This is a genomic window from Brachybacterium sp. GCM10030252 (assembly GCF_042666535.1).
Lineage (GTDB): Bacteria > Actinomycetota > Actinomycetes > Actinomycetales > Dermabacteraceae > Brachybacterium.
Genome location: NZ_JBHTDM010000006.1, coordinates 52,620 through 73,056, shown reverse-complemented (window position 1 = coordinate 73,056; position 20,437 = coordinate 52,620). Strand labels below are relative to the sequence as shown.

The 20,437-nt window shown below is 71.2% G+C and carries 17 protein-coding genes; 6 read left to right on the top strand and 11 right to left on the bottom strand.

Annotated features, from left to right (window positions below; all coding sequences use genetic code 11):
* The first annotated feature begins 35 nt into the window (after positions 1-35).
* Entirely contained in the window at positions 36-542 is a 507-nt protein-coding gene (locus ACFQRJ_RS05140; protein ID WP_377017753.1) for a hypothetical protein, read from the top strand.
* Between the two features lie 7 nt (positions 543-549).
* On the opposite strand, the gene ACFQRJ_RS05135 is transcribed toward ACFQRJ_RS05140, so the two are convergent.
* From ACFQRJ_RS05135 to ACFQRJ_RS05115, 5 genes are read right to left on the bottom strand one after another with little or no spacing between them, the layout of a single operon-like run.
* A complete protein-coding gene (locus ACFQRJ_RS05135; protein ID WP_377017751.1) occupies positions 550-1,716 on the bottom strand; it encodes an ABC transporter ATP-binding protein in 1,167 nt (388 codons plus the stop codon).
* Positions 1,713-2,855: an ABC transporter ATP-binding protein gene (locus tag ACFQRJ_RS05130; RefSeq protein ID WP_377017749.1), complete on the bottom strand. Its 1,143-nt coding sequence runs from the start codon at positions 2,853-2,855 to the stop codon at positions 1,713-1,715. The genes ACFQRJ_RS05135 and ACFQRJ_RS05130 overlap by 4 nt, the downstream gene beginning before the upstream one ends.
* Before the next feature lie 8 nt (positions 2,856-2,863).
* Positions 2,864-4,018: an ABC transporter permease gene (locus tag ACFQRJ_RS05125; protein ID WP_377017747.1), complete on the bottom strand. Its 1,155-nt coding sequence runs from the start codon at positions 4,016-4,018 to the stop codon at positions 2,864-2,866.
* Entirely contained in the window at positions 4,015-5,016 is a 1,002-nt protein-coding gene (locus ACFQRJ_RS05120; protein WP_377017745.1) for an ABC transporter permease, read from the bottom strand. Before ACFQRJ_RS05120 ends, ACFQRJ_RS05125 begins: the two co-directional genes overlap by 4 nt.
* 31 nt (positions 5,017-5,047) lie before the next feature.
* Positions 5,048-7,063: an ABC transporter substrate-binding protein gene (locus ACFQRJ_RS05115; RefSeq protein ID WP_377017743.1), complete on the bottom strand. Its 2,016-nt coding sequence runs from the start codon at positions 7,061-7,063 to the stop codon at positions 5,048-5,050.
* 288 nt (positions 7,064-7,351) lie between these two features.
* Here ACFQRJ_RS05115 and ACFQRJ_RS05110 point away from each other — a divergent pair, with 288 nt between their 5' ends.
* The 4 genes from ACFQRJ_RS05110 to ACFQRJ_RS05095 all read left to right on the top strand — a co-directional run bounded on the left by ACFQRJ_RS05110 (position 7,352) and on the right by ACFQRJ_RS05095 (position 12,434).
* Complete coding sequence (locus ACFQRJ_RS05110; RefSeq protein ID WP_377017741.1) at positions 7,352-8,410, top strand: LacI family DNA-binding transcriptional regulator; 1,059 nt, start codon at positions 7,352-7,354, stop codon at positions 8,408-8,410.
* Positions 8,411-8,536: 126 nt separating this feature from the next.
* On the top strand, positions 8,537-9,538 hold the full coding sequence (locus ACFQRJ_RS05105; protein WP_377017739.1) for a LacI family DNA-binding transcriptional regulator: 1,002 nt from the start codon (positions 8,537-8,539) through the stop codon (positions 9,536-9,538).
* 161 nt (positions 9,539-9,699) lie between these two features.
* Entirely contained in the window at positions 9,700-11,142 is a 1,443-nt protein-coding gene (gene uxaC / locus ACFQRJ_RS05100) for a glucuronate isomerase (RefSeq protein WP_377017737.1), read from the top strand.
* Positions 11,142-12,434 (top strand): mannitol dehydrogenase family protein, encoded by a 1,293-nt coding sequence (locus ACFQRJ_RS05095; protein ID WP_377017735.1) that lies wholly within the window; start codon positions 11,142-11,144, stop codon positions 12,432-12,434. Before uxaC ends, ACFQRJ_RS05095 begins: the two co-directional genes overlap by 1 nt.
* A gap of 204 nt (positions 12,435-12,638) precedes the next feature.
* On the opposite strand, the gene murQ is transcribed toward ACFQRJ_RS05095, so the two are convergent.
* The 6 genes from murQ to ACFQRJ_RS05065 form a co-directional block, all read right to left on the bottom strand.
* Entirely contained in the window at positions 12,639-13,589 is a 951-nt protein-coding gene (murQ, locus tag ACFQRJ_RS05090; protein ID WP_377017733.1) for an N-acetylmuramic acid 6-phosphate etherase, read from the bottom strand.
* A 2-nt stretch (positions 13,590-13,591) separates the two neighbouring features.
* On the bottom strand, positions 13,592-15,154 hold the full coding sequence (locus tag ACFQRJ_RS05085; RefSeq protein ID WP_377017731.1) for a sodium:solute symporter: 1,563 nt from the start codon (positions 15,152-15,154) through the stop codon (positions 13,592-13,594).
* Position 15,155: 1 nt separating this feature from the next.
* Positions 15,156-16,457, bottom strand: a complete 1,302-nt coding sequence (locus ACFQRJ_RS05080; RefSeq protein WP_377017729.1) for an anhydro-N-acetylmuramic acid kinase — start codon at positions 16,455-16,457, stop codon at positions 15,156-15,158.
* Positions 16,458-16,589: 132 nt separating this feature from the next.
* The gene (locus ACFQRJ_RS05075) at positions 16,590-18,077 is read right to left on the bottom strand and encodes a gluconokinase (RefSeq protein ID WP_377017727.1); all 1,488 of its coding nucleotides are present in this window, start codon (positions 18,075-18,077) and stop codon (positions 16,590-16,592) included.
* 215 nt (positions 18,078-18,292) lie between these two features.
* Entirely contained in the window at positions 18,293-18,847 is a 555-nt protein-coding gene (locus ACFQRJ_RS05070; RefSeq protein ID WP_377017725.1) for a copper chaperone PCu(A)C, read from the bottom strand.
* A gap of 123 nt (positions 18,848-18,970) precedes the next feature.
* On the bottom strand, positions 18,971-19,987 hold the full coding sequence (locus ACFQRJ_RS05065) for a LysR family transcriptional regulator (RefSeq protein ID WP_377017723.1): 1,017 nt from the start codon (positions 19,985-19,987) through the stop codon (positions 18,971-18,973).
* An 89-nt stretch (positions 19,988-20,076) separates the two neighbouring features.
* Here ACFQRJ_RS05065 and ACFQRJ_RS05060 point away from each other — a divergent pair, with 89 nt between their 5' ends.
* The gene (locus tag ACFQRJ_RS05060) at positions 20,077-20,394 is read left to right on the top strand and encodes a hypothetical protein (protein WP_377017720.1); all 318 of its coding nucleotides are present in this window, start codon (positions 20,077-20,079) and stop codon (positions 20,392-20,394) included.
* Positions 20,395-20,437: the final 43 nt, after the last annotated feature.

The following is a 20,437-nucleotide window of genomic DNA, read 5'->3' as shown; positions in this document are numbered from 1 at the left end:
GCGCCGACGAGCCGGAGGTGCGACATGCTGTGTCCATGGCGCACCTCGATCTGACCTTGGACGTCGGCACCCTCTCGCGAACAGACTTGAAGGAGGCTCTCGCCCATCGGAATGTCGGTCTCAATGAGCATGCGCAGACGCTGCTTGCCCACGGCGTGTTCCGCGAACCTGTCGCACAGTCCGTGCACGTGACGTCCGTTGCTGTGAGCGATCTGGGGTTCCGCGGCGGAGCGCGGCTCGATCAGATTCACGCTGCTGCACAGGAACGCGGGCTGGCACTCTGCCCACCGGACACGGGACCGTACCTCCGCTTGGTGCTGACGGAGCAGGAATCGGCACCCGACACGGTGATGTTGGCCGGCCGCGCACCGACCGGTGCGATCACAGTGGCCTCGTGGCCGTTGCATGAAGACGACGACTACCCGAAGGGGTTCTACCTGCGCGTGGTCGATGGGCGCCCGTGGCTACGTGGCTACCGGTGTGACAGTGAGTATCTCTGGTCGGCCGAGGACGTGTTCGCCGTTCAACGACCTGCCGAGTAGCCGGCCGTCAGGATGCCGGAGCCGGTGACGGTATGGTCGCCGGCTCCGCCGCCGCGACTCCCGGCTGTCCGGCGATGCCGCGCAGCGGCAGGTCCTCGGCGTAGTGGCACGCCGAGAAATGCCCGTCGGCCGCTTCCCGCAGGGGAGGGGTCGTGGTGCGGCACAGCTCGGTCGCGTAGTGGCAGCGGGAGGAGAACAGGCAGCCCTCGGGGCGGTCCGTAGGGCTGGGCACCTCACCCTTGGGAACGATCCGCCGGCGGGGAGCGTCCGGGTCCGGCTGCGGCACCGCCGAGAGCAGCGCCTCGGTGTAGGGGTGGCGGGGCCGGGAGAACAGGCTCTCGGTATCCGCGAGCTCGACGATGCGACCCAGGTACATCACCGCCACGCGGTCCGAGATGTACTCGACGATCGAGAGGTCGTGGGCGATGAACAGGTAGGACAGCCCCAGCTCGTCCTGCAGATCCTTCAGCAGGTTGATGATCTGGGCCCGGATCGACACGTCCAGCGCGGAGACGGCCTCGTCGGCCACGATCACCTTCGGCTCGGTGATCAGCGCGCGGGCGATCCCGATCCGCTGACGCTGGCCGCCGGAGAAGCTGTGCGGATAGCGGCGCAGGTGCGACGGGTCGAGCCCCACCTTCTCGGCGATCTCACGCACGCGGCGCTGCAGCTCCTGCTTGCGGGGCCGACGGGTCGCCCGCAGCGGCTCGGCGATGATGTCGAAGACGGTCATCCGCGGATCCAGGGAGGACATCGGGTCCTGGAAGATCATTTGGATATCCGGCCGGTGCTTACGCAGAGCGCGGCCCCTCAGAGCGAGGAAGTCGATCTCGCGGCCGCTCCCGGCCCGGCCGTCACCGCCGGGGCGCTCACCGGCCGAGCCCTCACGGGCGGGGCGCTCGCCGGCCGGTCCCTCGTCGGCGGTGCTCTCGGCGTTGCGGCCGCCCCTGTCGCCGGTGCCCTCGGGATCGTAGAGTACGGCCCCGGAGGTCGCCTCGATGCCGCGCACGATCACCCGGCCCAGGGTCGACTTCCCGCAGCCGGATTCGCCGACGACGGAGAGCGTCTCGCCCGCTTCGAGGGTGAGGGAGACGTCGTCGACCGCGGGAAAGGACTCCGTGCGCGAGACGCTGAACTCCTTGGTCACGTGCTCGATCTGCAGCAGCGCGCTCATGCGGGGGACTCCTCGGGGTGGGCGGGGGTGCCGGGGACAGCTGAGACGGCGGCAACGGCGGAGGCACGGGCCGGCTCGCTCGCCGCGGAGCCGACGAGCCGATCCGGCTCCGGCGCATCCGGGTCGTGCAGGAAGCAGCGCACGTGGTGGCGGCCGGTCAGCTCCAGCAGCCGCGGCTCGGCCGTCTCGCAGACCCCTTCGATCCGCGCGGTGCAGCGGTCGCGGAACGAGCACATCGGCGGCAGGTCGATCGCCTGCGGGACGGTGCCCTCGATGGCGTGGAGCCGTTCGTCCCGGCCCATGCCCAGCCGCGGGATCGAGCGCAGCAGGCCGCGGGTGTAGGGGTGCTGGGGGGAGGAGAACAGCTCGCGCACCGGGGCCTGCTCGACGATCCGGCCCAGGTACATCACCGCCACCTCGTCGCACATCCCCGCCACGACGGCGAGGTCGTGGGTGATGAACACGATCGCCATCCCGGTCTCCTCCTGCAGCTCCTGCATGAGCTCGAGGACCTGCGCCTGGATGGTCACATCGAGGGCCGTGGTGGGCTCGTCGGCGATCAGCACCTCCGGCTCGCACGAGAGCGCCATCGCGATCATGGCGCGCTGGCGCATGCCGCCGGAGAACTGGTGAGGGTACTGGTCGATGCGGCGCTCGGCGTCCCCGATGCCGACCCGCAGCATCCACTCCAGGCAGATGTCGCGGGCCTCGGCCCGGTCGCTGGTGCGGTGCAGCAGGATCGCCTCCATGATCTGGTCGCCGATCGTGTGCAGCGGGCTGAATGCCGTCATCGGCTCCTGGAAGATCATGGCGATCCGTCGCCCGCGCACGGCCCGGATCATCGGGCCGTCGGCTCGCAGCTCCATGAGGTCCAGCGCGTCGGACCCGTCGGCCCCGTGCAGCCGCACGGTCCCGGATTCATGGAACCGGGCCGGATTCAGGCGCAGCAGCGTCTTGGCGGTCACGGACTTGCCGGAGCCGGATTCGCCGACGATGCCGAGGGTCTGCCCGGCGCGCACCTCGAAGGAGACGCCGTCCACGGCGCGCAGCAGGCCGTGCTCGGTGGGCAGGTGGACCGCCAGGTCCTGGACGCTCAGCACCGGGGTGCCGGTGGCGGTGTCATCAGCGGTGATCGTCATCGGGTGCCTCACTTGTGGGGGTCGGCGGCATCGCGCAGGCCGTCGCCCAGGAAGTTGAAGGCGAGCACCGTGATGATGACGAAGCCCAGCGGGATGAGCTTCCACGGATAGATCGCCACGTTGGTGATGTCCTGCGCCTCCTGCAGCAGCACGCCCCAGGAGGTGGCCGGGGCCTGCATGCCCAGGCCCAGGAAGCTCAGCGCGGTCTCGCCGATGATCATCCCCGGCACCGCCAGGGTCACGGCCACCACCAGGTAGGAGAGGAAGCCCGGGATCAGATGCGTGCCGATGATCCGCAGCGGGCGCACGCCCGCCACCCGGGCGGCCATCACGTAGTCCTCCTGCTTCAGCGAGATGAACTTCGAGCGCACCACCCGAGCCAGGCTGGTCCACTCGATGAACGCCATGATCACCGTGATGTACAGGAACATCGTGATCACCGGGACCCGCGAGGGGATCGCCGCGGCCAGCGCCATCCACAGCGGCAGCGTCGGGAACGAGCGCAGGATCTCGATGAGACGCTGGATGAGGAAGTCGGTGGTGCCGCCGAAGTACCCGGCGATCGAGCCGATGACGATGCCGGGCACGAAGCTGATCGCCACGCCGACCAGCGGGATCGTCAGCGAGACCTGCGAGCCCAGCAGGATCCGGGAGAAGATGTCCCGGCCCAGGCTGTCGGTGCCGAACAGGAACACGCGGCCGCTGCCCTCGGCGCCGAACAGGTGCAGGCTCGAGTTGAACAGCCCGAAGAAGGACCACTCCGAGCCCTGCGTGAAGAACTGCAGCTGGTGGATCTGCTCGTGATCGGCCACGAAGATCGGCCGCAGGGTCTCGGGGTCCCGCTCGAAGCTCAGGCCGTACACGAAGGGGCCGACGAACCGGCCCTCGTGGACGAGGTGGATCATCGTCGGCGGGGCGTCGACGTAGTCGGAGTCGTAGCTGGCCAGCGAATACGGTGCGAGGAACCCGGCGAAGATCGCCCCGAGGTACAGCAGCGCCAGCAGCACCATCGAGATCTGCGCCAGACGGTGCGCGGAGAGCTTGGCCCACATCAGCCGCCACTGACCGGCGGCGTAGTAGTCCTCCCGGCGTGCCGCGGCGGCCTCGAGCGAGGGTGCACGACGGCCTTGGAGCCGTCCCAGGGCGGGGGAGATGACGCTCATGCCAGGGCCCTCCTCTCGTCACGGATGCGGGGGTCCAGCCAGGCCAGGAGAATGTCGGAGATCAGGGTGCCGATCACCGTCAGGATCGCCATGAACCCCAGCCAGGCGCCCGCGAGGTACATGTCCTGGGCCATCAGCGCGGAGAGCATCACCGGGCCCTGCGTGGGCAGGTTCAGCACGATCGCGGTGATCGTCGAGCCGGTGAAGATCGCCGTCAGCGACCACCCGATGGTGGAGACGATGGGGTTCAGCGCGGCCCGCAGCGAGTACTTGCGCAGGTTGGTGGACTCCTTGACGCCCTTGGCGCGAGCGGTCAGCACGTGCTGCTTGGTCATCTCATCGAGCATCTGCCCGCGCATCACCCGGATCAGCTCGCAGGTCGAGGCAGTCCCGATCACCACCACCGGGATCACCAGGTGGCTGAGCATGTCCGCCACCCTCGCCGGGCTCCAGCCCTGGCCCGAGAACTCCGGGGACTGCAGGCCCAGCATGGGGTCCCCGAACCAGATGTAGGACAGATACATGAGGATGATGGCCAGCAGGAAGTTCGGTGTCGCCATGCCCAGGAACCCGACCGTGGTGAAGACGTAGTCGCCCAGCGAGTACTGCTTCACGGCGGAGTACACGCCGATCGGGATCGCCACCAGGTAGGTGAAGGCCATGGAGGCGACGGCCACGATCAGGGTCGTGGCCATGTACCGCTCCATCACCGCGAGCACCGGCTGGGAGTAGGCGAAGCTGTAGCCGAGGTCGCCGCGGGTGAGGATGCCCCAGATCCACGCCAGGTACTGCACGTACCAGGGGTCGTCCAGGCCGTACCGGTCCCGCAGCGCCTGCTGCTCGACGCGGCTGAGCTGCTCGCCCTCCTGCTGCAGCTCCAGGACCCGATTGGAGACATAGTCCCCGGGCGGCAGCTGGATGATCCAGAAGACGATCACCGAGATGACCAGCACCACCGGAATCATCGTCAGGGTGCGCCGAAGGATGTACGTCAGCACCTGGGCTCCTCCCGCGCGGGCGCACCGTGCCTCACGCCGTCTCGACCTCCGGATCGATGAAGGTGAACTGCGCGGGGCGGCCGTGGCCGAGGTCGCGGAACTCATCGGCGTAGGTGGTCTCGGTGGGCACGTTGGCCATGTTGTTGCTGACGGCGAACAGGCGCGGGACCGGCCCGGTGTAGCCGAGCGCCCAGAGGTTCTTCTGGTGCAGCTGGATGATCTGCTCGGCGTAGGTGTCGATCTGGGCGGTGTCCGTCTGCGCAGACATCTCCCGATAGATGGTGATCAGCTCCATGATGTCGCCGGTGGGCTCGACGCCCTCGGCCCCCTCGGAGGCGTACCAGGTGCCGTACTGGGTGTGCCAGGGCGTGCCGGCGCGCAGCGGGACCACGGTGTCGGGACGGAAGATCGGGTGGATGCCGCCGATCGCTCCGCGCGTGGTCAGCTGCAGCTGGCCCGAGTCGTTCAGATCGCCGTAGCGGCCGCGGTCGACCAGCTGCACGTCGATCTGGATGCCGATCTCCTCGAAGTGATGCTTGAGCAGCTCCTCGAACTGGCCGGCCTGCGGTGCCTCCGACTCCTGGGTGATGACCAGACGGAGCGGCTCGCCGTCGGGGCGGACGCGCCAGTCGCCCTCACGGGTCAGCCCCAGCTCGTCCAGCAGCTCGCCTGCGCGGTCGACGTCGTAGCTCGCCCATTTCTCGGCCCAGCCGTCCTGGTAGAAGGGACGGCCCTCGGCGATGGAGGACTGCTGCGGGGCTCCCAGGCCCAGCGTCAGTTGCTCGGAAAGGGCCTCACGGTCCACGGCGACCGAGAGGGCCTCGCGGAACCGCTCGTCGTGGAAGAGATCGCGCAGGGTCTGGTCCTCGGGCTCCATGTTGAACTGGATGCCGTTGGAGAACCAGTCGGCCGTCTCCCACTGGGCGACCGTGTAGTCGCCCTTCTCGGCGTTCTCCTGCAGCAGGGTGAAGGAGCCGAACTCGAACTGGGCGATGTCGAAGTGGCCCTCGAGCACCTGCAGCTCGACGTGGCTGGGGTCCTGGTAGGTCTCCAGGGACAGCTCGTCGATGTAGGGCAGCTGGTTGCCCTCGGGATCGGTCTTCCAGTAGTAGGGGTTGCGCTCCCAGGTGACCTGCTCGGGGCCGGCGTCCTCGGTGGGGATCCAGGCGCGCAGCATCGGGCGATCCGACCAGAACCAGTAGTAGTAGCAGGCCGACTCGTACCAGCCCTCGAGGTCCTCGTAGCCGCGCTCCTTCGCGATGGCCAGCGCCGCCTCCTCGCCGATGAACTCGTCGAGGACCTCCTCCATCCAGTGCGCCGGGGCGAACATCCACTTCGCATCGATCGCGACGCGCTCGAGGAACATCGGGCGCGGATGCTGGAAGGCGACCTGGACGGTGTGGTCGTCGACCGCGGAGAACTCGGCCATCGCCCGCTCGCCGGTGGCGGGGTCGGTGGACCAGAAGGCGTCGTAGACGCTGCGGCCGAAGATCTCCGGGCGCATGATGTGCTCCCACCACATCATCACGTCCGCCGAGGTGAAGGCGTGGCCGTCGGACCACTTCATGCCCTTGCGCAGGTGGATCGTGTACTCGGTGAGGTCGTCGTTGACGTCGAAGCCCTTGGCGACGTTGGGCTCGACGCCGTCACCCTCGGGGGTGAAGCGGAACAGCGCCTCCTCGGTGGGCTTGCCGATGTCCCAGGGGCCCTCCTGGGCGGACTTGGTCGGGAAGTTCCAGGTGCCGCCGTAGGCACCGATCTGCTCGTGGACCGGCTCGACCATGATGTCGGCGAGCTCGGGCATGCGCTCGGCGACGGGCGGGAGCTCGCCGGCCTCGACGCGCTCGGCGAGCATGGGCGGCTCGGTCAGCGAATCGGCCGAGGTGATCTCGTAGACCTCGTTGATGGCCTCGACGTCCCCGGAGGCAGAACCCTCGGAGTCGTTCGCGCAGCCGGCGAATGCGACCAGCCCCATTCCTCCCAGGGCCCCGAGAGCGGTGCGGCGACGGATTTCGACGGGGGTGCGGGTGCGGCTGGGAATGGCCATCTGATTCTCCTCCGAGTAGGCATGCGACGTTCCCCGTCGAGCTCCGGGGCATCTTCGGAAGATGACCGTACGGTGCGAATTCGTCCGGCCGGTGAACACGATTCACGGCCACGGTGAACGGGCGCGAGGAAGGCGTGTGATATGTGCTTTATTCAGCTCCGGCGAGTACTGAATTCAGTGAGGAGCGCTCCCGCAGGGTGACGCGAGGGTGAACGCTCGAGGAAGAGCCCTGGTCACGAGGTCTCGCGGCGTCGAGGCGGCCGGTGGCCGGCGCTACCCTTCGAAGTCATGGCCCAGCAGACCGGCAAGCTCACCCTCCAGGACGTCGCCGCGCGGGCAGGCGTCTCCAGCACGGCCGTCTCCCTGGCCCTGCGGGACCGCCCGGGCGTCTCGGAGGGGACCCGCGACCGGATCCTGGCCGCGGCCGAGGAGATCGGATATCGCGCCGTGCGCCGTGGCCCGAACCGTACGGCCCCGGGCACCGTCGCCGTGCTGCTGCGCGACATCGTCAGCGTCTTCTCCCACGACGTCGTCTCCGGGATGGAGGAGGCCGCCGGCGACGCGGGGCTGCGGCTGATGTTCTTCGACGGGCGCGGCGACCTCGAGCACCTGCGCACCGAGTTCGAGGAGCTCAGGGCCGAGAAGCTGCGCGGCATCGTCACCTTCGGAACTGCCATTCCCGCCGAGATGCTGCAGAAGGCCGCTCAGCGCACGCCCGTCGTCCTGGTCGGCAAGGCGGAGCGCGCGGTTCCCGGGGTGGACGTCGTCAGCAACGACGACGTGCTCGGGGCGCGCCTGGCGGTGGAGCACCTGGTGGGCCTGGGCCATGAGCGCATCGCCCACCTGGCCAAGGGCAGCCTCCGCGCCGAGGGGTACACCCAGGGGATGCGGGACGCGGGTCTGGAGCGGCACCTCCAGATCGAGGGCGGCAGTGTGGAGACCCTGAAGCCCGCGATCCGCTACCTGCTGTTCTCGATCCTGCAGGAGGAGAACTCCCCGACCGCCGTGTTCGCCGAGACCGACGGGGTGGCCATCGATTTCCTCGGGGCCGCGGTCGATGCCGGCCTGCGCGTGCCCGAGGACATCAGCGTGGTGGGCTACGACAGCACCCGCCAGACCGAGATGATCCGGCCGCGGCTGACCTCGGTGCGCCAGCCCCGCCACCAGATGGGCGTCTCGGCGATCCGGCTGCTCCAGGAGCGGGCCGACGGCCGGAACGAGGACCGCGACCTGATCCTCGAACCCGGCCTGGACGTGCGCGAATCCTCCGTCGCCCCGCGCACCGCCAGCTCGGTGGTGGCCCCCTCCTCGCTCAGCGCCCGGTACCGCCGGCTCCAGCTGCACTGAGGGCGGCGGCCCCGTCGGCGTCCACGGCGCGGGCAGTTGCCGCTGGTTGCCGACCGCCCCGGTAGAGTCTCCTGCGGATCTCTTCAGAACGGGCAGTGCCGAGCGGGCAGGAACGGAGCCGGATACGTGGCGGACGATCGCGTGACCATCTACGACGTGGCCAAGGCCGCCGGGGTCGCGCCCTCCACCGTCTCGCGGGCCTTCTCCCGTCCCGGCCGCGTCAGCGCCGCCACCCACGCCAAGGTGATGGCCTCGGCCAAGGCGCTCGACTACCGCACCACCGCCCCGGCTACCCAGGAGCGCGGGGTGCGGCACCAGCGTCTGGGCATCGAGATCGCGGACCTCACCAACCCGTACTTCGCCGAGCTGGTCTCCGGGATGCAGGAAGCGGCCCAGGAGCAGGACTTCCTGCTGCTCCTGCTCGACACCGTCGAGGACGTGGATCGCGAGCGCGCCAGCCTCGAGAGCGCCCTCGACGTCGTCGACGGAATCATCCTCTCCGGCACCCGGCTCTCCGACGCCACCCTCAACCACCTCAGCAAGCGCCTCCCCGTGGTGGTGCTGAACCGCCGGGTCGCGGGCCTGGACTCCGTCACCCCCGACTACGAGCACGGCATGGGCCAGGCGATGGCGCACCTGGCCGAGAACGGCATCCGCACCGTCACCTACGTCGCGGGCCCGGTGAACTCGTGGTCCGACGGGGAGCGGTGGCGCGCGGCCCGCACCGCCGCCCGCTCGCATGACCTGCTCGTCCATCGCCACGGCCCGTTCGCCCCCACCATCGCCGGCGGCGAGCAGGCCTTCGAGGACCTGCGGGAGAAGCTGCCCCACGCGGTGGTCTGCTACAACGACCTGGTGGCCTTCGGCTTCCTGGTCGCCGCGCTGCGCGCCGGGGTGAAGATCCCCGCCGAGCTCTCGATCATGGGTCACGACGACATCCCCCTCTCGCGCTACCTCGGGGGCGGCCTGACCACCGTCGTCACCCCCAAGCGCGCCCAGGGCGGCGCCGCCATCGAACGGCTGATCCGACGCATCGAGAACCCGTCGGCCCACCGCACCCCCGTCGAAGGATCGCTGCCGGTGCGGCTGGTCCCGCGCGGCACCACCGGGCCGCGCGGGCAGGCCTGAGCGGGCCGACTGCTGGCAGGCCTGGCCGGAGCTCCTGCGGACTGGCCTGGCCGGAGCGCCTGCGGTCCGGCCTGGCCGGACCGCGCTGACCGATGCCCTGACCAGCGGCAACCCATGACAACCGTGGGCCGCCCGAGGCCGCCCCGCGCCACCATGGCGCCATGAGCAACGACGCCTTCGTGCCCCACCCCGACCGCCTGCTGCCCGCCGATCCCACCGTCCGGGACCTCGCGCGCGGCCTCTACGAGCAGATGAAGGACCAGCCGATCGTCTCGCCGCACGGCCACGTCGATCCGCGCCTGCTGCTCGAGGACGAGCCGTTCCGCGATCCCACCTCGCTGTTCATCACCCCGGACCACTACGTCAACCGGCTGCTGCACGCCCGCGGCGTCGACCTCGCGGACCTCGGCGTCGGCCGCGGCCCGCTGGAGGAGAAGGACTCCCGCGCCGCCTGGCACCTGCTGGCCACGCACTGGCATGCCTTCGCCGGCACCCCCTCGCGCTACTGGATGGAGCACGAGTTCCACGACGTCTTCGGCCTGGAGACCGTGCTCTCCCCGGCCACGGCCGATGCGATGTACGACGAGATCGCCGACAAGCTGACCCGGCCGGAGTTCCGCCCGCGCGCCCTGTTCGACCGCTTCCAGATCACGGTCATGGCCACCACCGACGATCCGGTCGACGACCTCGCCCCCCACGACGCGCTCGCCGCCGACGACGCCTTCACCGGCCGCGTGATCCCCACCTTCCGGCCGGACAAGTACCTCGAGCCGGCCCGGGCCGACTTCGTCCAGCTCACCGACGCCCTCGGTGCCGCGGCCGGCGTGGACACGAGCACGTACGACGGCCACTACGAGGCGATGCGCATCCGCCGCGAGTACTTCCGCGACCACGGCGCCGTCTCCTCGGACCACGCCCACATCGACCCCGGCACCGCGCGGCTGGAGGAGAACGAGGCCCGCCGCCTCTACACCGCCGCCCGCGAGGGCCGCATCGACGAGGACTCCGCCGTCGCCCTGCGCCGCCACCTGCTGGCCGACCAGGCGCGCCTGGCCGCCGACGACGGCCTGGTGCTGACGATCCACCCCGCCGTCCTCCGCAATCACCACCAGGCCACCTTCGAGCGGTTTGGGCCCGACGTCGGCTTCGACATCCCGGTGCCGGTGGACTACGTCCACTCCCTGGCCCCGATGCTCAACGACGTCGGCCTCAGCCCGAACTTCCGCACCGTGCTGTTCACGATCGACGAGACCGTCTTCTCCCGCGAGATCGCCCCGCTGGCCGGCGTGTACCCCTCCGTCTACGCCGGCGCCCCGTGGTGGTTCATCGACGCCCCCGACGCGATCCTGCGCTACCGCCGCGCCGTCTCCGAGACCATCGGATACTCTCGCACCAGCGGTTTCATCGACGACACCCGCGCGTTCTGCTCGATCCCGGCCCGGCACGACATGGCCCGCCGGCTGGACGCCACCCACCTCGCCGGCCTGGTCGCCGAGCACCGGATGCGCCACGAGGACGCCGCCGAGCTCGCCGTGACCCTGCCCGAGCAGCAGCCCCGGGACGTCTTCCGTCTCGGACCGGCCGCTGGAGAGGACCCCTCCTGATGTCTCAGCCCATCCCCGCCACCGGTGCCGCCGCCGCGACCGACGAGGGCCGCCTGGTCCACCTCGGCATCGGCAACTTCGCGCGCGCCCACACCCTGGTCGCCACCCAGCGCGCCGGCAACTGGTCGGTCAGCGCCTTCACCGGCCGCTCCGCCGCCATGGCCGACGCCCTGAACGCCCAGGGCGGCCGCTACGGCCTGATCGTCCGCGGCGCCGAGGGCGACGAGGTGAGCATCGTCGACGTCATCGACGAGACCTACCCCGCCGACGACGTCGACGCCCTGGTGCGCCTGCTGGCCGACCCCTTCACCGCCGTGGTCACCCTGACCATCACCGAGAAGGGCTACGCCGCCGGCACCGACCCGGCAGTGTCCGTCCCCGCCCGGATCGCCCTGGGCCTGAAGGCCCGCCGCGAGGCCGGCGTCACCGAGCCCATCGCGCTGGTCTCCTGCGACAACCTCAGCGGCAACGGCGAGGTACTGCGCGCGGCCGTGCTCGCCGCGACCGACGAGGAGACCCGCACCTGGTTCGAGGACCACGTCGATGTCATCTCCTCGATGGTCGACCGGATCACCCCGTCGGCCGACGACGCCGCCGGGGACCTCGTGCTGGAGCGCACGGGCCTGCCGGACACGGTTCCGGTGGTCACCGAGCCCTTCACCGAGTGGGTGCTCGAAGACCGCTTCCGCGGCCGCCGCCCCGAATGGGAGAAGGCCGGCGTCCAGTTCACCGACGACATCGGCCAGCACGAGCTGCGCAAGCTGCGCCTGCTCAACGGCGCCCACACCCTGATGGCCTACGCCGGCCAGCTCGCCGGCTGCGACCGGGTGGACGAGGCGATCGGTCACCGCGAGGTGCGCGCCCTGGTCGAGCGGCTCTGGGACGAGGCCCGCTCCACGCTGCCGCTGCCGCCGACCGACCTCGATGCCTACACCGCGGCCCTCGAGGAGCGCTTCCGCAACCCGCGCCTGGCGGACAACCTGATCCGTATCGCGGCCGACGGGTCGGCCAAGCTGACGGTGCGCGCCCTGCCCGTGATCGCCGAGCGCGGGGGCCCGGAACAGGCCCCCGGCGAGGTCGCGGCCGTGGCCGCCTGGACCGCCTGGGTCACCGAGCGGATCCGCGCCGGCGAGGAGGTCAAGGACCCCCGGGCCGACGAGATCGCGGCCGCTGCGCAGCTCGACAAGGACGCCGAGCGGGTCACCGCCCTGCTGGCCCTGCTCGACGTCGCCGCCGACGATCCGCTGGTACCCGCCGTCCTCGCCCAGGAGATCCGCCTCCCGCGCCCCTGACCCGGCCAGCACCGGTTCCGGGCCGTTGGCCCCGGCCGGCCCGGCCCTGTTTCCGGTCGTCTGGCTCAGCTACACCTTTTTGCCAGTCAGCCAGCCAGCCAGCCAACCAGCCAGCCAACCGGGCAGCCGGGCCCGGCTCAGCCAGCCAGCCGGGCAGCCGGGGGCTCAGCTGGGCCCGGCTCAGCTGGGCCCGGCCCGCCTGGCTCAGCCGGCCTGGGCGGAGGCGATCGCGTCGCGCACCGAGCCGTCGTGCTGCTCGAGCAGCTGTGAGGCCTCATCGACCGGGACGTCGGCCAGGGCGGTGACGATCGCGGTCTTCAGATCCCCGCCGGTGTTCTCGAGCAGAGCCCGGGCCGCGGCGTCCTCCAGTCCGACGGCCTCGCGCAGGATCCGCACGGTGCGCTCGCGCAGCTTCGCGTTGGTGGCCACCACGGAGACCATGAGGTTCTGCCAGGTCCGGCCCAGGGCGATCATGGTGGCCGTCGAGAAGCCGTTCAGCGCGAGCTTCTGCGCCGTGCCCGCCTTCAGCCGGGTCGAGCCGGTGACGACCTCCGGACCGGTGTCCAGCAGCAGATGCAGCTCGGCATGCTCGGCGAGCGGCGCGCGGGGGTTGCTGGAGATCAGGGCGGTCAGTGCCCCGGCCTCCGCGCCCGCTTCGAGGGCGCCGCGCACGTAGGGCGTGGACCCGCTCGCGGCGATCCCGATCACCACGTCGTCGGCGCCCAGCCCTTCGGCGTCGCGCCGTCCGGCCTCGGGGGAGTCCTCGGCGTTCTCCACGGCGCTGACCAGTGCCTCCGGCCCGCCGGCGATGTGGCCGACGATGCGACCCGGTTCGAGCTGGAAGGTGGGCAGCAGCTCGCTGGCATCGAGCACGCCCAGGCGCCCGGAGGTGCCGGCGCCGAAGTAATGCACGGTGCCGCCGCGACGCATCCGCTCCGCCGTGGCATCGACCAGTCGTGCCAGGTCCGGCAGGGCGGCGTCGACCGCGTCCACCGCCAGGCGGCTCTCGTCGTTCAGCAGCCGCAGCACCTCCTGGGTGGGCAGGTCGTCGAGGGTGCTGCTGCGGGGATTCCTCTGCTCCGTGGGCGGCAGGGCGGAGGAGTCTCCGCCGCCTGGCGGCGTGGGTCCCGGGGCGCTCGGGCGTGGAGTGGTCATGGTCAGCGGGTCCTGTCCTCGGAGGTGGGCGCATCGGCGGGCGGTGGCCCACCGGCCGCGGGGGTCCCGGTCGGGCCGTGGCCCGCCGGCTCGAGCGGTGCCGGCCGCGGGGGATGAGTGAGCGAGAGCAGCCCGCCGACGATGCAGGTGACGATGACGCCGAGCAGCGGGTACCACTGCCAGGCCACCCACACCTCGCCGGTCACGTACTTCTCCATCACGAAGAAGAAGGCGTTGACGGCCACGGCGAGCACGAAGGCGATATTGGCGTCGCGCTTGTCGGCCCGCTTGTTGACGATGCCGAACACGAACGCGCCGAGCAGCCCGCCGTAGGTGATGCCGGCGACGCCGAGGGCGAGCACGACGATGTTGCCCTCGTCGGAGCGGAAGAAGGTCGCCGGGGCGATGAAGGCCAGGCCCCAGCCGATGGTGGCCCAGCGGCCCACCCGCAGCCCCTGCTGGTCGGTCAGCGGGGTGCGACGCAGCCGCCCCACGACGTCGGTGACCGTGGAGGAGGACAGCGCCGACAGCGACGAGGACAGGGTCGACATCGCCGCGGCGAGGATCCCGGCCAGCAGCAGCCCGGAGATGCCCGTCGGCAGACCCTCGACGATGAACAGCGGGAACACCTCGTCGTCGCGGGTCAGGCCCATCTCCTGCGGGGTGGCGTGGTCGTAGTAGCCCCACAGGGCGAGGCCGACGACGAGGAAGATCGCGAACTGCACGAAGACCATCACCCCGGACCAGATCAGGGCCTTCTGGGCCTCGAGCTTGGAGCGGCAGGTCAGCAGGCGCTGGACCACGAGCTGATCGGAGCCGTGGGAGGCCATCGCGAAGATCGCGCCGCCCAGCAGGGAGGGGATCAGGGAGGCGTCGTCGCTGAGCGGGTTGCCGGCCAGCACGAACATCTGCGTCTTGCCGGCCTCCGCGGCGTCCCCGAGCCATCCCAGGCCCAGGGTGGAGGTGACCACCACGATGGTCAGTAGGCCGCCGGCGACGTACAGCAGCATCTGGACCACGTCGACCCACACCACGGCCTTGATGCCGCCGATGAACGTGTAGGCGATGGTGACGACGGCGAGGACGACGGTGATCACGAAGTAGTTCGTGTGCAGGCCGAGCCCGTCGAGGATGACCTTCAGCGGGATCGCGGCGGCCAGCACGCGGATCCCGTCGGCCAGCAGGCGCGTGAACAGGAACGTCACCCCGGCGGTGGTCTGGGTACTCGATCCGAAGCGTTTGCCCAGGTAGGCGTAGGCGGTGACCATCTCGCCGTCGTAGTAGCGCGGCAGCATCACGAACGCGACGACGATGCGGCCGACGATGTAGCCGATGCCGAGCTGGAGATACGAGATGTTCCCCAGGTAGCTCATCACGGGGATCCCGATGACGGTCAGGGCGCTGGTCTCCGTGGCGACGACGGAGAGGCACACGGCCCACCAGGGCAGGTTGCGCCCGCCCAGGAAGTAGTCCTTCAGGCCGGACTGGCGCCCGCTGAGGCGCAGTCCCAGCCAGGCCGTCGCGACCAGGTACGCGACGATGACCAGGAGGTCGAGGATCTGCATGTCAGGTCTCCTGCTGAGGGGTCGGGGACGTGGGGGAGGGGATCGGGGCGGCACCGGGGGAGGAAGCGGGGTCACGGCCGGCGCCGGTGCCAGGTGCGGGAGCGGAGCCGACGACGCGCAGGCGCCGGGGCGACCGTGGCAGCGGGTCGGGCAGCTGCAGGGGCCTCGCGCCGGGGCTGAGGCGGCCGGCGATGGTGGCGTGGGAGGCGCCCGTGGCCGAGGGGAGGGTGCCGGGCAGGCCGTGCCAGGTCAGCCAGCCCAGCAGCGCCATCAGGCAGGCTTCCTTCGCCCCCTCGGGCAGGCCGAACGCCTCGTCGGTGGTGGCCAGCGAGACGCCCTCGCCCAGTTCGGTGCGCAGGGCGTCCATCAGCACGGGATTGCGGGTCCCGCCACCCGAGGCGACCACCGCGGTGACACCGTGGCTGCGGCAGGTGTCGGCCACGGTGCGGGCGGTCAGGGCGGTCAGTGTCGCCATCACATCGAGCCCGCTCACGTGCGGATGGGCGCGCAGGCGCTCATCGAGGTAGTCGGCGTTCAGCTGCTCCTTGCCGGTCGACTTCGGCGCGGGCCGGGAGTAGTAGGGGTCGGCGAGGAAGTGGCTCAGCAGGTCCTGGTCCACGGTGCCCTGGGCCGCGAGAGCACCGTCGGCGTCGCAGTCCAGGCGGCCCTCGCTCAGGCGCGAGGCCATGAGATCGATCAGGGCATTGGCGGGGCCGGTGTCGAACGCGATCGTCTCGCGACGGTCGGCCACCACGGTGAGGTTGGCGATCCCGCCCAGGTTCAGCAGGGCCGTCGGCTCCTCGGTCCCGGCCAGCAGCAGATGGTCGAGGATGCTCACCAGCGGCGCGCCCTGCCCGCCCGCGGCGACATCCCGGGAGCGCACGTCGCTGAGCACCGGCGCGCCGATGCGCTCGGCGATCCAGGCGGACTGGCCGAGCTGGAGCGTCGCGCTGACGCGACCGTCGGCGACGTCGTGGCGGACGGTCTGGCCGTGGGAGACGACGAGGTCGCAGGTCAGGCCGGTGCTCGCGCACAGCTCCTCGACGGCCCCGGCGCACATCTCGCCCAGCCGGGCATCGACACTGCTGACCAGCGACAGCGGCACGTCCGACGGTGCCAGCAGGCGCAGGATGTCCGCGCGCAGGCCGTCGGCGAAGGGGACCTCGCGGGAGGCGAGCAGTTCCATCGCCAGGTCGTCCGGGCGCCCGTCGGAGAGGTGGAGATCGACGAGGGCCACGTCCAGGGCGTCGGCGGAGGTGCCTGTCATCAGGCCGGCGATGATCACGGGTGCTGGCCTTCCCATGCCATGGTGATGCTCCTCTGCGTCCCTGCCTGCGCACGAGGCAATCGGGCGCCCTGCAGGCTACCGGTTTCCGTACCCCCGGGCGACGCTCATTCTGCGGCGCCGCCGTCACTCCGGAGGCTGCCCGCCGGCTCAGGCCAGGTCGGCCAGCTTCTCGAAGCGCTCGAGCCGCTCGCGGTAGTAGTCGGTGTGCGCGGCGACCGGTTCGACGCGGCGCAGCACCGGGACCTCGGCGATGTCGGTGCCGGGGGCGGCCTCCTCGAGCGCCATCACCGCGGCGCCGCGCATGGTCGAGCGGGAGACGGCGACGTGGTCGATCGGGGCGCCGAGCGCGTCGGAGAGCAGATGCAGCCAGCCCGGGACCGCCTCGGTCATGCCGCCGGACAGCACGATCCGCTCGGGATCCCCGCTGGCCTCGCGCAGCTGGTCGGCGATGCGCAGGAAGGTCAGCGCCACCCCTTCGAGCGCACCGCGCAGCATGTCCTCGGCGGTGGTCGAGGCGCTGATGCCCGCGAAGATCGCCCGCGAGGAGCCGCGCCACTTGGTGCCGCGCTCGCCGGAGAGGAACGGGATCACCAGAGGGGTGCCGGCCTCGGGCGGGACGGAGAAGAGCGTCTCGGTGTCGGTCTCTGTGATGTCGGTGGGGATGGCGAGCTGGGCGCGTGCCCAGTCGAGCACCCGCCCGCAGTCGCTCATGGCGGAGCCGACGAGGGTGCGGCGGTCATCGACGCGGTACGCCCACAGCCCGCTGGGCAGCGCCTGGATCTCTGTGTCCAGCAGCTGGCGGATGGCGCCGGAGGTCGCGGTGGAGATGCCCCAGATGCCGGTGCCCAGGGCGCCGATGCCCATGTTCGCGGCGAGACCGTCCCCGATCACCGGCAGCCATACGGCCCCCTTCAGCACCGGGAACTCCGTGGCCAGCGGGGTGCCGGCGACCGGCAGGGCGTCGGACGGGTTCAGCGGGGTGCCCATCTTCTCGGCATCGACCCCGCCGGCCTCGAGCAGCTCGGGCACGTACTCGCCGGTGCGGCGGTCGATCATGCCGGACCACGCGGCCGAGGCGGTTCCCAGCGCCGGGGTGCCCAGCAGCTTGAACGCCACGTACTCGCCGAGCGCCATGAAGTGCGCGGTGCGGGCGAACACCTCGGGGTGCTCCTCGCGCAGCCAGGCCAGGCGCGGGACCGTGTAGGAGGAGTGCAGGCGGGCGCCGGTGCGCTCGTGGAGGGCCTCGATGTCCAGGGCGTCGGTGAGGGTCGCGACCTGGGCATGGCAGCGGGTGTCCGCATAGGTGATGCACGGGGTCAGCGCCTTGCCGTCGGCGTCGACCGCGATCAGCGAGGACGCGAAGGTGTCCACGCCGATCCCGCAGATCTCGCCGGGCAGCGAGCCCTTGAGCACGGTGCGCAGGGCGGTGCGGATCTCGTCGACGATCTGGTCCGGGTCGATGATGCTGGTGCCGTCGTCGCGCACCGTGAACGAGTGCGCCTCCTTGTGGGTGCGCTTGGCGACCTCGCGCCCGCTGGCGTCGTAGACGGCGGCGCGGGAGCCGCCGGAGCCGACGTCGAGGCCGACGACCAGGGGGCCCTGCGCGTCGTCGGTGGGAACGTTGAATCGAGGCACGGGGTTACTCTCCTGCGGGGTCGGAAGCATCGCCCGCGCCGAGCCGGGCCGCGATGCCGCGGGCTGACCGCCGAGCGCAGGGGCGTCGGACCCAGGATAGGTGGCGGCGGCGTGTGGCCGCTGGCGCGGCCACGGGTTGCCACGCTGACCGCCGTGAAGGAACCCGTCGAACTGGTTCGGCTCTGTCCCGCGGGTTCCGCTCGGTCCCGCTGGCTCTACTCGGTCCCGGAGCGGTCCTCGACCGGCGCGGTGAACTGGTGTTCGGTGCCGTCGGCGAACGCGAGGGCGACCTCGACCTCATCGCCGGGCTGGAGGGGCTCGGTGAGATCCGTCAGCATGAGGTGGTTCCCGCCGGGCTCGAGCACGAGCTCCTCTCCCGCGGGAAGCGGGAAGCCGTTCTCCTTCACCGGCATGCTCTGCCCGTCAGAGCTGCCGGGCGCGCCCGCGTGCAGCTGCACCTCGCCGGCGGCGGGGCTCGAGGCCGCGACCAGGACCAGATCCCCCTCGGTGCCGTTGGTGAGGGTCCCGAAGACCGCGCTCTGAGACGGCATGGCTCTCGCCCAGGGATCGTTGACCGAGAGCGTTCCGGATCCGGCTCCGCCGGAGTCCGACACCGAGGTCTCTCCGGTGGTGCCCTCGCCCTCACGCGGAGCGCCCGCGTCACTGCAGGCCGCGAGCGTCCCGGCGGTGACGGAGAGGGGGAGGAGGGACAGCAGAGCCGTCCGGCGGGACAGGCCGGTGCGGAGCCGGTGGGAGCGAGGGGGAGGCACCGTCCTATTGTGCTCCCCCGGACGCCCGAATCACGAAGCGTCCGACCTGACTCCAAGGCGTGACCTCTGGGTCGCGGGGAGCGGCGCCGCATCGTGCCCGAACGCGGTGTGGGACGTGGCGGCTCAGCCCCTGGGAGCCGACGCCGCAGCGGGCTGGTCCGGGACGACAGCCGCTACCGGCGGTCGCGGATCGCGTCGATCGGTCGACGTGCTGCCCAGGTAGATGACTCCCGGGATCTCCTCGGCGCGCATCGCGGCGACCGCGTGGATCCGCTCGACGATGTACTGCACGGCCGGGTTGCGCGAGGTCGCACGGCGCACCTGCACCCGCAGCCGGCGCCGCGGTGCGGGCGGATCGAGGGGGATCGCGACCACGTCGGGGCGCATGTCCCGCGCGATCACCGAGGGCTGCACGCTGACGTAGTCGCCGCTGGCGACGAACCCGAGCACGGTGGAGTAGTCGTTGGGATTGACGTCCACGCGAGGGGAGAATCCCGCGGCGCGGCACGCCGAGCAGATCCGGTCGAACCAGTACGAGTCCAGCGGGTCGTCGGTCACCCACGCTTCCTCGGCGAGCTCCTTGAGCAGCAGCGAGGGGCGCCCGGCGAGCGGATGGCCCGCCCCCACCAGGGCCACGTACCCCTCCTCGAGGATCTCCTGGTACTCCCATTCCGCGGAGGCCCTGGAGGGTGCTTCCCCGTCGCCGACCACGATGTCCATCCCGGAATCCTCGAGGACGCCGTCCCCCTGGCAGTCGCGCAGGGTGAGGTCGAGGCCGAGGTCGGGGTACCGGCGGCGCACGTCACGGGCGAGTTCGGGGATCCAGTCCCCGGCGATCGAGGTGGCGTAGCCGAAGCGCAGCCTGCCGATGCGACCGGAGCGGAGGTCCTTCGCGGTGCGCTCGACGGCATCGAGCGCGTCCAGGGCCGGCCCGGCCTCGTCGGCCAGGAGCCGCGCGTGCGCCGTGACGTGGATGCCGCGACCGGACCGTTCGACCAGTTCGAGGCCCGTCTCCCGGCGCAGGCTCGTGAGGTGCTGGCTGATGGCCGACGGGGTGTAGCCCAGCGCCTCGGCGCTGGCACGGATGCTGCCGGTCTCGACGACCGACCGCAGGACGCGGAGCTTGACGGGATCGAGCATGCCCTGACCGTACCGCGATTCAGCAGCACTGAACAGTAGGGTGCGAATCATCGCTTGTCCTGAACCGTCGCCGGGCTGAGGATCATGGCATGACCTCAGCACTGATCGGCATCGGCCTCATCCTTCTCATCGCTCTGATCACCGCGGTGCTCGGCACCGTGACCCGACTGCTGGCCGGCGGCATCGACGGCCCGGACGTCTCCCGCGGGGCGCCCCTGACCCTCACCGAGCGGATCGCCCGCGGCAACGAACGGATCGCCCGCGACCTCCGCCCCGACGAGACGCACCCCGTCGCCCGCACCGCCGAACGCGACGCGACGACGCGGGCGGTCGCGGCCTTCGGCCCCGACAGCCGCCAGGAGCTGGCCGTGCGCCACCCCGAGATCGTCGTGCCCACCCTGCGGTGACCGCGGCCGCCGGCACCAGCGCCGATAACGCTCGGGGCCGGCA

What these genes read in the sequence shown, in the direction of transcription:
- ACFQRJ_RS05140 (WP_377017753.1), top strand. Translation starts at nt 36, where the DNA reads ATGGCGCACCTCGATCTGACCTTGGACGTCGGCACCCTCTCGCGAACA.
- ACFQRJ_RS05135 (WP_377017751.1), bottom strand. Translation starts at nt 1,716, where the DNA reads ATGAGCGCGCTGCTGCAGATCGAGCACGTGACCAAGGAGTTCAGCGTC.
- ACFQRJ_RS05130 (WP_377017749.1), bottom strand. Translation starts at nt 2,855, where the DNA reads ATGACGATCACCGCTGATGACACCGCCACCGGCACCCCGGTGCTGAGC.
- ACFQRJ_RS05125 (WP_377017747.1), bottom strand. Translation starts at nt 4,018, where the DNA reads ATGAGCGTCATCTCCCCCGCCCTGGGACGGCTCCAAGGCCGTCGTGCA.
- ACFQRJ_RS05115 (WP_377017743.1), bottom strand. Translation starts at nt 7,063, where the DNA reads ATGGCCATTCCCAGCCGCACCCGCACCCCCGTCGAAATCCGTCGCCGC.
- ACFQRJ_RS05110 (WP_377017741.1), top strand. Translation starts at nt 7,352, where the DNA reads ATGGCCCAGCAGACCGGCAAGCTCACCCTCCAGGACGTCGCCGCGCGG.
- uxaC (WP_377017737.1), top strand. Translation starts at nt 9,700, where the DNA reads ATGAGCAACGACGCCTTCGTGCCCCACCCCGACCGCCTGCTGCCCGCC.
- ACFQRJ_RS05095 (WP_377017735.1), top strand. Translation starts at nt 11,142, where the DNA reads ATGTCTCAGCCCATCCCCGCCACCGGTGCCGCCGCCGCGACCGACGAG.
- murQ (WP_377017733.1), bottom strand. Translation starts at nt 13,589, where the DNA reads ATGACCACTCCACGCCCGAGCGCCCCGGGACCCACGCCGCCAGGCGGC.
- ACFQRJ_RS05085 (WP_377017731.1), bottom strand. Translation starts at nt 15,154, where the DNA reads ATGCAGATCCTCGACCTCCTGGTCATCGTCGCGTACCTGGTCGCGACG.
- ACFQRJ_RS05080 (WP_377017729.1), bottom strand. Translation starts at nt 16,457, where the DNA reads ATGGGAAGGCCAGCACCCGTGATCATCGCCGGCCTGATGACAGGCACC.
- ACFQRJ_RS05065 (WP_377017723.1), bottom strand. Translation starts at nt 19,987, where the DNA reads ATGCTCGATCCCGTCAAGCTCCGCGTCCTGCGGTCGGTCGTCGAGACC.
- ACFQRJ_RS05060 (WP_377017720.1), top strand. Translation starts at nt 20,077, where the DNA reads ATGACCTCAGCACTGATCGGCATCGGCCTCATCCTTCTCATCGCTCTG.